The sequence below is a fragment of the Pseudomonas sp. TE31087 genome (assembly GCF_057284075.1).
Genome location: NZ_JBXVNN010000001.1, coordinates 5815547 through 5827711, shown reverse-complemented (window position 1 = coordinate 5827711; position 12165 = coordinate 5815547). Strand labels below are relative to the sequence as shown.

Below are 12165 nucleotides of genomic sequence, written 5' to 3'. Positions count from 1 at the left end.
GCCGACAACGCACAGGCATCATCCAGTGCCTGCCCCCCGAAAAAAGAGCGCGAGATGTTATTTGGCCATCACGGAAACGTCAAATTAATATCGCCAAAAAACCGTGAAACCATCTACTGCCTGTTCCAGCAGTCACCCAGGCTGAAACTCCAGGCAGCCAGAGGCCACCCGCGCACTGCATCCAGGGCTATCGAGGACGTCGGAAGGGGAGAAATCGGTGCCATGCCTCATCTGGGCATGCGCACCGCAAGAAGCCACACAGAGAAGAGAAGAACTGGCCGCAGCGGCCAGCAAGGACCCGCGAATCGAAACCGGGAGACACCGCCTGGTGATTCCCGGCCCTTGCAGTTCACACGGACTACAAGTCACCCAACAGTTCGCGTATGAACTCGGAGAAACTGTCCGCCACCTGATGGGCCTCACGGCTCACCGGGTCGATATCGACAACCACCCAGCCATTGTTCGTGTCGAACCCTGAGCAGTAACCCTGCAGGTCATCGCCGAACAACAGTATGCCTTCCAGGGCGTTGTCCCCGTCCTCATCGTAGACCTGGTCAGGCGTGAGCAGGCCTTCGTACAACATATAGGCCGCCTCACCCACTTCCCCCCATCCAAGCTCCCTGATGAACGCCAGGTAATCGGCCGGCACCTGCGAATGGGGGCCAGCCAGCGCCAAGAGCACCTGCGCTTCGGCTGTCGTCAGTTTGGAAAGGGGGCCGGACACCTTGTCCGGCTGCAGATCGTCATACATTCCCATTCACCCTGCCCTCTTATCGTGATGTGAAGATTTCCCTGCTCACGCTGTCTTTCCCATGGATGCCACCTTGATGCTGGTCGGGGAAGCGTGCCGGGTGCATGTTCCACCATTCGTTAGGTCCGCCGAACCCACTTTCGATGATGTGGTGCGCATCGTAGGGCTGTCCGGCCTTGCGCACCACCTTTGTTCCATCCTTGCTCATCACGTTCTCGGTGTAGCGGGGCCATGTCTGGCCTGTCTTGGTTTCCCACTGGCCGATCAGCTCGTCCTTGACCTTGTTGAACTCGCGTCGGTGTTTCTGGGTTTCCTTGGGCGTGAGCTTGGTGTAGTTCTTTTCGCGCAAGGCATTTGCCAGGTTGTCGCGTTGCTCGGCGGTGACCTTGAGGCCCGTGTGCGCCTCCAGCTCATTGAGATAACGCCGTGCCTGGCTGGAAAGCTGGGTGAACGCCGATGTCGGCCCCTTGGGCGGCACATCGCCGGCAGGCGGCTCGTGCGGCTTGCGGGTGTCCGGCACATCCAGGTGAGATCCCGGCCCATTGCTCCCTTCATGGTGGGTGCCGCCCTTGCGTCCTGGTATGGCGCCCATGATCACGCTGGTGATCAACTTGCCACCGCCAATCAGGAAGTCGCCACCTTCCTTCTTGTCGAGGTCGTCCTCTCCTTCCATGCGTTCGGCAATGTACTTGCCAACCTTCGCCACGGCCTCTTCGACCTTGGCATTGAAGTCCTTGCCCAGCTCCGTCTGGTCGATCACCTGGCTGACAGCCAACTGGATGACAGCCTTGGGGCCTTGCAGCATGGCAAGTGCCACGGTGACCGCTTCGGCCCCATCCGGATGCGCGTCCAGGTACTCGTTGATGGTCGAGACATAGGTCAGCGTCCATTGGACGCTGTCGCGCTCCGCCGTGACATGTGTCGTGTCTAGCTGCAGAGCCCCCAGATTTCGCTCAAGCTCGCGGGTGAAATCCTGCGACTGCTCGAACACATGCTCAAGGTTGTTGAGCTGCTGCAATACCTGGGTCTGGAAGTCTTCCTTGCCCATCAAGGCCATGGCATCGCGTGGCGACATCCCTGCCAGGATCAGCGACTCGAGGGTGTTTTCCGCCAGCGCCCGGCCCGCGACCGCAACAGCGCCGCTGTCCATTGGCCGCCCGGTCATGCGCTGGTAACGATTGACCAGGGCGTTGAGGGCATTGCCGGCCTGTTCGAAGTTCTTCAGCGCCGTCTTGTCGTAGTCGAGCAGCCCATCGCTCCATTTCTGCAGCGTCTCCTTGGGATTCAGCACATCGTGCAGCGAGCTGTCGGTCACATAGAGATCAGTGCGCGACTCCTTGTCCCGCGTGATTTCGTAGGCTTTGTCGAGGTCACGGTTCAGCCCGACGGTGGAGTCCTGGCCGGTCTCGGCGTCCTTGCGCACAGTGATATCACCTGCACCCACGGTGGCGCGGACGGTCTGCTCGCGGTCCTTTTCATACTCCCAGCCACTGACGCTCCAGCTGGTCTGGTTCTTCGAACCCTTCTCGCCGTTGCCCGCGTCTGCGGTGACCTTGCCGTTGGAAGGGTCCTGCTCGGCACTGGCTGACCCCTTCTTCCAGCTGCCACCCACGTTCAGGTAGTAACCGTGCTCCTTGTCCTTGCCGGCAATGTCGCTGAAGCCCAGGGTGCCGGTATCGAGCTTGAGATTGCCGTTGTCGGCGGCGATCAGCGCACCGTCGAGCTGGGTGTGGTTCTCGGTGCGGATATCGACCTTGTCACGCCCGGTGATGCGCGTCTGGTCCTCGACCCACTCGGTCTTGCCGGTGGTCTTGCCATAGCCGACCGAGCCACTGACACCGGCACCCGGGCCCACGGTGACGGTGGCATTGATGTCGAACTCCTTGCCCTTGACCTTGCCAGTGTCGATGGCCGAGGCCACGTTGAGGTCGCCACCGACACGGCCAATCACTTCGTCGCCGCGTACCTGGGCGCCCTTGATGTTGGTGTCCTTGCCACTGGTGAACTTCAGCTGGTCACCGGCATACACATAGGCTTGCTGATGACGCTGGGTTTCACGCTCCAGGTCGCCCTTGCCCATGTTGACGCTGGCGTAGACGCCCACACCTTCAGAGCCGAAGGTCAGGCCGACCTCGCCACCGCCGCTATGACGGTTCTGCTCCTGCTGGCTGTCGTTCTTGGCAGCGACGATGTTCAGCTCATTGCCGGCATTCAACTCCACATCGCGGCCGGCCTTGACCTGGCTGCCCACGATGTTCAGGTCATTGCTGGCGTCGAGTTTGATGTTGCCGCCGGCCTCCAGCTGCGAAGGCGTGGAGGTGCCCTGCTGGCCATCGGCACTGGCAGTGCCATGGCTGCCACCGATGCCGACCTTGAAGCCGCCGCTGGTGCCGCCATGCACGCCACCCCAGCTCTGCGACTGGTTGCTTTCCTGGCTGCTGCTGCCCTTGGCGACATCAATATTGATATCCCGGCCTTTGATGTCGATGTCACGCCCGGCCTGGACCTTGCTGCCCTTGATATTGACGTCGTTGCCGGCCTGCATCTTCACATCGTTGCCGGCCTCCAGCGTCGAAGACCGATTGCTCTGCTCCACGCTTTGCTGGCTGCTGGTCTGCTTGCTGGTACCGATCTTGCCGTCTCCGGTGGGGCCGGAGAAGAACTGGCCGATGGCGTCCACGGTCTGCAAGGTGCTGGAACCCTTGCTGACACCATCCTCGCCCTTGCCGGTATTGCTTATCGCATCCTTGGTACTGCCGGCGTTGTGTTTGATCGAGCCACTGACCCCCTGGCTCTCATATTCGCGCTCCTGCTCTTGAATCCGCGTGTCGCGGCCGGCATCGATGTTGATGTCTCGTCCGGCGCCAAGGCTGATATCGTGCCCTGCCAGCAAGTCCGAACCGGTCTGGTTGATATCACGCCCGGCATTGATATCCAGGTCCTTGCCAGCCTGGATGCGACTGCCGGCAGCCAGCTGCTCGCGCAGGCGGTCCTTGGCTTTCTCTTTTTCAACGCCTGCGAAGAAATTGGTACCGTTGTCGTCGGTGTCCGAATGCAGCCCGACGCTGCTCGACTTGGACCACTGCGTATCGTCACGCTGGTTCTGCGCCGCAGTGATATTCACGTCACGCCCGGCGTTCAGGCTGACATTGCGTCCGGCATTGATCCCGCTACCGAGCACGTTGATATCGCGTTCCGCCTCCAGGGTGGCGTCGCGCACGGCGACCACCTGGCTGCCGACACTGGTGCTGCTGCGCGCTTCATGCCCGGAGGTCTTTGCCGACGCAATCGACACCGAGGGGATCGAGACGTTTTGCACGCCCGGCAGCATCAGCGCTGTCGGCGACAGCATGTCCTTGGCCGAAAGCGACAGCTTGAGCTTCTGTTTGTACTCCTCGCTGCGGCTATAGGCGGTGTCGTTGGCCGACACCAGGTTGACATCGCCCTCGTCATCCACCAACCCGGCGCGCAGTTCCACATCGTTGCCGGCATTGGCCTTGCTCGCGCGCAGGCGCACGTCGCTGCCCGCCGCCAGGACAATGTCGTTGCCGGCATCGAGCTCGCTGCCCACCTGGGTGGCGCTGGTCTTGAGCTGGCTCTTGCCGCTCTTCGACAGGCCGAGGAAGCCGGACTTGGTCTTCTTGCTGAACTCGCCATGCTCTTCGACGCCGGACAGCACCGCCACATCGCCCGTCGCGCCAATCATGAGGTCGCCGCCGGCCTTGAGCTGGCTGCCGATCACCGTGACATCGCGGCCGCCATCCAGGGAGATGCCGCCATAGTCCTGCTTGCTGACGTTGACGGTGAGATCACCACCGGCCTCGATCACCGAGGCGACGTTGGTGCTGTGGTAGCTCTCCTTCTGGTTCGAACTCTTGCGACCGAACGAACCCTTGCTCTTCTTGAGGTAGTAGGACGCACTTTCGTCCTGGGCGGAAGCGATGGTCAGGTCGCGCTCGACGTCGATGTCGACATCGCCCTTGCCCTTGACCTGGCTGGCGACGATGGCCATGTCCTGGCCGGCAGACAGCGACACGTCACCACCGGCCTTGACCGTGGTCGAGACCTGGGTGACCTGGTCCTTGGACTGGGTGACCTTCTTGCTGCGGCTGAAGCTGTGGGCTTCGTTGGCGGCGGAGGTCAGGTTCAGGTCTTCGCCCGCGGCCAGGGACAGGTTGCGGCCCGCATCGATCTGGCTGGCCACCGCGGTGAGATCACGGCCCGCGCCAATGCTCAGGTCGCGACCGGCGGTAACCGTCGCGCCATGCTGCTGCACGGTGTTGTTGCGCTGGCGGTTGCTGTAGAAGCCTTCGCGCTCCTCGACCGACAGCAGGCTGACATCGCGCCCGGCGTTGAGGGACAGGTCGCCGCCACTCTGGATCACACTGGCGACGTTGTTGATGTCCTGGCCCGCCTTGAGGCTGAGGCTGTTCCCGGCTTCGATACGGGCGGCGTTATCCAGGTAGTCCTTGTGCTGGCTGGTGCCGCCGAAGTTGGTGACGGCGCGCACCTGGTCGCGCTGGTTGAGGATGTCCCCATTGACCGCGGTCAGGCTCACGTCGCGCCCGGTGATGATGCCGCCGGCGCTGTTGCTCAGGTTGTTGCCGGCCAGCAGTTCCAGGCGCTCTCCGGCCTGGACCAGGCCGGTGTTGACCAGGTTGTTGCCAGCGGTGGCGGACAGGTTGCGGCTGGCCTGCAAGGTCCCGACGTTAGTCAGGTTCTCGCCGGCGATCAGTTCCACGTCCTGGCCGGCGATCAACGCGCCATTGGGGGCCAGGCGATTGTTGGCCTGGGCCAGGTAAAGCACCGGCACCAGGACTTCTTCGCCGTTGACCTGGTGTTTTTCCATCCACACGATGTCATGGGTCAGCGCCGCCACCTGGGAAGCCGTCAGGCCCACGCCCAGGCTGAGCTGCAGCTGGTCCTTGCTGCGCAGGGCATTGTCCATCAGGTACTTGAACAACTGCTCGCCGGAGGTCTGGCCATCGATGAACTGCTGGCCAGTACGGGCCACCACCGCCTGCTGGATCAGACGTTGCTCGTAGAGGCCATCGCCCAGGCGCTTCCAGCTCTGGTCCGGATCGTAGCCCAGGTTGCCGAGCAGGTAGTCGGAGCTCATGAACTGCTTGAGGTCGGTCAGGACCGGGTTGGTCTCGATCAAGTACTTGTGTGGCTTGCTGGTGTATTGGCTGTCCGGCATACGGGTGACACCCGCAATGTCGGGACGTGAGTTGCTCCACGGGTTGCCGTTGGCACCGGGATGGCGCGGCACAGGGGTGGCGTCAACCGGCGCACCGCCCGGTGCGTAGACACCGATGGCACTTGCGTTGCCGCCCACGGCACCGCCCTGGTGGGCGATGCGGTCGATGTCCTGATGGCTCTGGTTCCCCGCACTGGCGTCCATGGCCTGCAGCGCGCCGGGCTGACCGCCTGGTGCCAGCGCCTGGCGGCCCTGGTTCGAAACCTCGGCAGTTCCCAGTGTCCAACCCTGCGGCGAGGCACCCGCGGTACTGCCCCCCTGGCCACTCAGGCGGAACAGTCCGTTCTGGCCGGTGGGCAAGGTGAAGCCGCCCAACGCCAGGGGGTTGACCTGTTGTTGCGCCAGGTCAGGGGGAAGCTGGGCGTGAATACGGATAACCGTGTTACCGGCAGCGCCCGGCAGCTTGGGGTCAAACGCCTTGCCTGCCGGACCACTGACCGTCAACCCTTCCTGGATGACGCTGTTGATCACATCCCTGGTGGCATTGATGCTTACCCGGCCACCCGCCTGTACCACAGCATTCGCGGCACCGACCTGAGTGCCGTGCTCGATGGTACGCTGGTCGTAGAACGTGACGCCTTGAATCTGCGCGGGCAGCGGCGCTCTCGCATTCGGGTTGTATGCCGGCGCAATGTTCAGCGCACTGAGCGAGAAGCCGTCGAACCAGCTCTTCCAACCGATGACCGCGATGGTGTTGAAGTTCGCGGTACCGCCAAGCCGGGTGTAGGGCGTGATGCGTGACTCGTTCCAGTTGGCATCCCACATGCGCAATGTGCCAACGAGGTGTCTGTCGCCGTTACTGTTGGCCCTTGTGTATTGCGGGTCATTGGCTGCGTTGTAGCGCATCACCGCAGCAAAATACGGCATGGCGTACTTGACCTTGTCCACGCCTGACAGGGTGAACGACTTCAATACCGAATAGGTGCCCAGTGCCTCGCCCTTGTTGAGGAAGTTCTGCACATTGACCGTGATATCACGCTGTGCGGTGATCACCGAAGCCGAGTTCTCCAGCCGCCCCCCGAGCACGAACAGGTCGCGGCCAGCACGGATGGCGCCGGCGGGCGAGTCGATCTCGACCTTCTTCTCGTAGTACTCCTCAAGCACCATATGACCGCCGCCCGGACCGGTCTGACGCATGCCGATCGAGCTCCAGGTCGGGGCCCCCGTGGTCTTGAAGATTTCCTTGCGGTTCTCGATCGTCTGCGCATTCAGGCGCATGTCCCCGGCACTTTCCAGGCTGCCGGAGATGTTCTCCACCTTGCTCGCCAGCCCACCTGCGGCATTGCCCGCCACCGTCAGCCCACCCAGGCTGTAAACGTCGCCATAGAAGTTGGTCAGGGTCCCGGTGTACAGCTGCATGTCCCCGCCACTGAACAACAGGCCGCGATCGTTGCGTAGGCTGCCGGTGGTCACGCGCACCAGCTGGTTGCCTCCCAGGGTCCCCAGGTTGTTCAGGCTGCCGGCATTGACCAGCAGATCACCTGCCGCACTCAGCCGCCCCTGGTTGGTCAGCAGGCCCGCCACGTTGACCGTGGTGTTGCCCACGCCGGTGATGCTGGCGTTGCCACCCAGGCTCATCTGCGCCGCGCTCACGCCCAGCGTACCCAGGCTGTTCACCCGCCCATTGGCGCTGCTGTAAGTGCCCCCCAGGTTCAGGCTGAGATCACCGTCACTGGCAATCAGGCCATCGTTGCTCCAGTTGCCGCCGTTGCCCACCAGGCTGTCGAATGCCAGCAACTGGCCGCCGGCGGTCTGGGTGAGGTTGTTGACGTTGACCGTCAGGCGCCCGGCCTGGATCACGCTGGCGTTGGTCCAGCTGTCGGCGGTCAGGGTCAGACCGCCACGGGTGATCAGATTGCCGCCAGCGCGGGTCAGGTTGAGCGTGTCGATGTCGAACACGCCCTTGCCCGCATGCAGCACCTTGCCGCCGACGTTCTGCAACACGCCGACGCCGAGCGTCAGGTCGGTATTACCGACTTCCACCAGCCCGGTGCGGTTGTCGAACAGGCCGCCAATGGCGAACTGGCTCTTGCCTGTGCTGCCCACGGCACGCAACTGGCCACCCTGGTTATCCAGGCTGGCGGCAGTGATGGCGAAAGTACTCGCGCTTTCGACGATGCCGCCACGGTTGTCCAGCGCGCCGCTCAGCCCGATGTCGATACGCTGGCCGACCAATTTCGCCGCGCGCGTCGCCACCGTTGAGCAGGCTGGCGCCGTTGACCTTGAGCAGGCCGCTGGCGGAGATGCCGCCGTCGCGGTTATCCAGCTGCCCGGTGCGGATCAGTGCATCACCACCCAACGCCGCGATGCGCCCGCCGTGGTTGTCCAGACTGGCGCTCTGCACATCGAGGCCCAGGGCCTGGAGAACGCCGCGCTGGCCATTGGCGTCGCTGCCGTTGCGCAGTACACCGGTGGTGCGCACACCCAGCGACTGCTTGAGGCTGGCAAGGATGCCGCCGCGGTTGTCGAGGGTGTCGGCGGTCACGCTCAGTACGCCTTCCTGGGCGATCAGCTTGCCGCCCTGGTTGTCGAGCACGCCGTTGGCCTGCACGCTGATCGCGCCCTTGGCCTGCACGGTGCCCTTGGCATTGTTCAGGCTTGCCGCCTGCAGGCCTACCTCACCCTGCTGGCTGTAGATCAGGCCATCGCTCGTGTTGCTGAGCGCCCCGCTGCTGTTGAGCACGAGCGCGCCATTGGCGGCCAGGGTGCCGCGCTGGCTGTTGTCGATGCTGCCAGCCAGCACCTTGAGCAGACCCTGGCTGGCGATCTGGCCAGCCTGGTTGTCGACCAGCCCGGCGCGCTGGATCAGCAGGTCCTTGCCGGCGAACAGCGTGCCCTTGCGGTTGAGAAAATCGCCGAGCAGGTCGAGGGTCAGGGCGCCCTGGGCCGCGAGGTTGCCGTCGTTGTTGTTCAGGCTCGCGGCGTTCAGGCCCAGGTCCTGCCGGGTGGCCACGCGACCGCCGTGGTTGTCGAGGGCGCCAGCGCTGATGACCAGTTTTTCACCGGCATCAATCAGGCCGCCTTCATGGTTGTCCAGGGCCGCCGTGATGGTCAGCTGCTGGCCGCTGCCGCTGGACAGGATGCCCTTGGCGCTGTTGTCCAGGCTGTCGGCCTTGACCTCCAGGCGCTGCTGGGCGACCAGCGCGCCGCCGTCACTGTTGCGCAAGGCGCCGGCCACGGTCGCCTGCACGGCGCCGGAACGGCTCGACAGGGTGCCTTGCTGGCGGTTGTCCAGGCTCTGGCCGGTAACGGTCAGCCCCTGCCAGCCCGAAACCAGGCCGTTGCGGTTGTCGATGGCGCCGCTGGTGATGCTCAGCGCCTGCTCGCTGATCAGCTTGCCGTCACGGTTGTCCAGCTCGCTGACGTCCAGGCGCAGGGCCTGGGCGGTGGAGATCTCGCCGCCCTGGTTGACGAGCTTGGCCAGGTTGGCGAGGGTCAATGGGCCGGCGGTGGTGATCAGGCCGGCGCCGTTGTCCAGGTCGGCGCCGAGCAGGTCCAGTGCAAGGCTGCTGCCGAGCAGTTTGCCGCCGTGGTTGTCCAGGCCCTTGCTGGTGAGTGTGAGCGCGTCCTTGGCTTCGATGCGGCCGCCGTCGCGGTTGCTCAGCACACCGGCATGAACCTCCAGCGACTGGCCGCCGATCAGGCCCTTGAGGTTGTCCAGGCGCTGGCTGATCTGCAGCAGCAGGCGCTGGTCACTGAGCAAACGGCCATTGCCGTTGTCGAGTTGCTCGGCGGCGACGGTGAACGCTTGCGCGCTGGAGATCTCGCCACCCTGGTTGGCCACGGTCTTGAGATTGTTCAGCAGCAGCGACGGGGCATTGATCAGGCCGCCACGGTTATCCAGGTGGCCATGGCTCAGGTCGAGGTTCACCGAAGTGTCACTGAACAGCTTGCCACCCTGCTGGTCGAGGCCGGTCACCGTTGCACTGAGTGCTTCACGGCTACCGACTCGGCCGCCGTCGCGATTGTCCAGTTGACCAGCATGCAGATCGAGGGTGCGGTTGCTGCTGATACTGCCCTGGCGGCTGTTGTCCAGGTGGCCAGTGGTAATGGTCAGCGCGCCCTTGCTGGCAATAACGCCCTTGTCGGTGTTTTCCAGGCTGGCGCTGGCCAGGGTGATGTCACCGTCGCTCAGCAACTCGCCACCCTTGTTGAGCAGCGCGCCTGCCGTGGTCAGCTTCAAGCTGCCGGCGCTATCCAGTTTGCCAGTGCTGTTGTCCAGGCTTTGCGCAGCCATCACCAGCTGGCCCTCGGCGCTGATCAGGCCGAGGCGGTTGAGCGCCGCGCCGGTCAAGGTCAGGGTCATGTCCCGCTGGCTGGTCAGGCGGCCACCGTCGTTATCCAGGGTCAGACCGGTCAGGGTCAGGCCGGTCTGGGCCTCGATACGTGCCTTGTTGCGATTGAGCAGTGCCTGCAGTGCGAGGGTCATGCCCGTGCCGGCGACCAGCAGGCCGCCGTCGCTGTTGTCCAGCGAAGTGCCGGTGAGTGCGACAGCGGCCTTGCCGGTGATCTCGCCGCCACGGTTGTCGATCCGATCGACGTCCAGGGTCAGGGCGCCGTTGCTGCCGAGCAGCCCTGACTCACGGTTGTCCAGCTCGCCACCCTTGATCCGCAACTGCTCCAGGCTGACCAGCGAACCCGCAGTGTTGAGCAGTGTGGCGGCCTCGATCTCGCCGCGGCCCTTGCCGGAGATCTTGCCCTTGCTGTTGTCCAGGGTCTTGGCGTCGAGCTTCAGCGAGGTGTCGCCTACCAATGTGCCCTGGCGATTGTCCAGGCGATCATCAATAGCCACGACCAGGCTGGAGCGGCTGCTGACTTCACCTTCGCGGTTGTCCAGGCTGGCGGCACGCAGGTCCAGGCCCTTGGCCGAGACCAGCCCCTTGGTATTGTCCAGTGCCTGGGCGATACGCACCGTCAAGGCCTGGTCGCTGATCAGCTTGCCCTGGCGGTTGTCCAGCGTCGTGGTGACGAGGGTGAAACCTTGCGGGCTGGAAATCTCGCCCCGCTGGTTGTCGACGCTGCCGAGGTTGTTCAGCACCAGCACCGGAGCCTTGATCAGGCCATGGTTGACCAATGCGCCCTGGCCCAGGTCGAGGGTGATCGAGGCCTTGCTCAGCAGGCGCCCGGCCTGCTGGTCGAAGCCGGTGGCGGTCAGGCTCATTGCGCCATCGCTGTCGATGCGGCTGTCTGCACCGGCATTGTTGACCTGGCCAGCCTTGATGGTCAGGCGGTCGTTGCCGACCACATGGCCACTGTCGCGGTTGTCCAGCGTGCCGGTGGCGATGTCCACGGCCCCCTGGGCGCCGATCTCGCCGGCACGGTTGTCCAGGCTGGCGCTGCGCAGGTCGAGGGTGCCGTCGGCGGTGATCGAACCGCGCTGGTTGTCTACCTTGCCGGTGGTGGCCAGGGTGAGCTTGCCGGCGCTGCTCAGCTCGGCGTCGCTGTTGTCGAGGCTGGCGGCGCCGATATCGAGGTCTCCCTCGCTGGTCAGCAGCCCCTTGCCGTTGTCGAGCGCCTGGCCCAGGCGCAGGCGCGCGCCCTGCTCGCCGGAAACACGCCCGTCGCGGTTGTCCAGGGTCTGGCCGTCGAGGGTCAGTTGGCCCTTGCCGCGCAGCAGGCCCTGGGCCTGGTTGATGACCTCGGCCACCGTCAGCGACAGGTCGGTGTCGGCCAGGACCTGGCCGCCGGTGTTGTCCAGGTGCTGGCCGGTCAGGCTCAGCGCCTTGGCCGCGGACAGCTCGCCGCCACGGTTGTCGACGTTGCCCACGGTCAGGCGCATGCCCTGCCCGGCGCCCAGCACGGCGCCCTGGCGGTTGACCAGCGAATTGCCCTTGAGGGTCAGCTTGCCGTCGGCGGACAGCTTGCCGCCGAGCTGTTCCAGGCGCGTGACCTGCCCATCGAGATCACCACCGCTGGTCAGGCTGCCGCCGCTGTTGTCCAGGTGCGCAGCGACCAGGTCCAGGTTGCCCTTCGCACCGAAGATGCCGAGCTGGTTGAGCAGTTCGGTGCCATTGAAGCGCACCCCGGCCTGGCCGCTGACCAGGCCCAGGTCGCGGTTGTCCAGGTGGTCGAGGGTCAGCGTCATCGCGCCATCGCCCTCGATCTTGCCGCCGCGGTTCTCCCAGCGCAGGCCTTGCAGGGTCAGCAAGTCCTT

The 12165-nt window shown here is 64.4% G+C and carries 3 protein-coding genes; all 3 read right to left on the bottom strand.

Annotated features, from left to right (window positions below):
• Positions 1 to 358: 358 nt before the first annotated feature.
• From ACZ899_RS26420 to ACZ899_RS26410, 3 genes are read right to left on the bottom strand one after another with little or no spacing between them, the layout of a single operon-like run.
• Positions 359 to 751 (bottom strand): SMI1/KNR4 family protein, encoded by a 393-nt coding sequence (locus ACZ899_RS26420; RefSeq protein ID WP_234563030.1) that lies wholly within the window; start codon positions 749 to 751, stop codon positions 359 to 361.
• Positions 752 to 770: 19 nt separating this feature from the next.
• Positions 771 to 8186, bottom strand: coding sequence for a hemagglutinin repeat-containing protein (locus ACZ899_RS26415; protein ID WP_485627983.1), 7416 nt, complete (start codon positions 8184 to 8186; stop codon positions 771 to 773).
• Positions 8080 to 12159, bottom strand: coding sequence for a beta strand repeat-containing protein (locus ACZ899_RS26410; protein ID WP_485628020.1), 4080 nt, complete (start codon positions 12157 to 12159; stop codon positions 8080 to 8082). Before ACZ899_RS26410 ends, ACZ899_RS26415 begins: the two co-directional genes overlap by 107 nt.
• Positions 12160 to 12165: the final 6 nt, after the last annotated feature.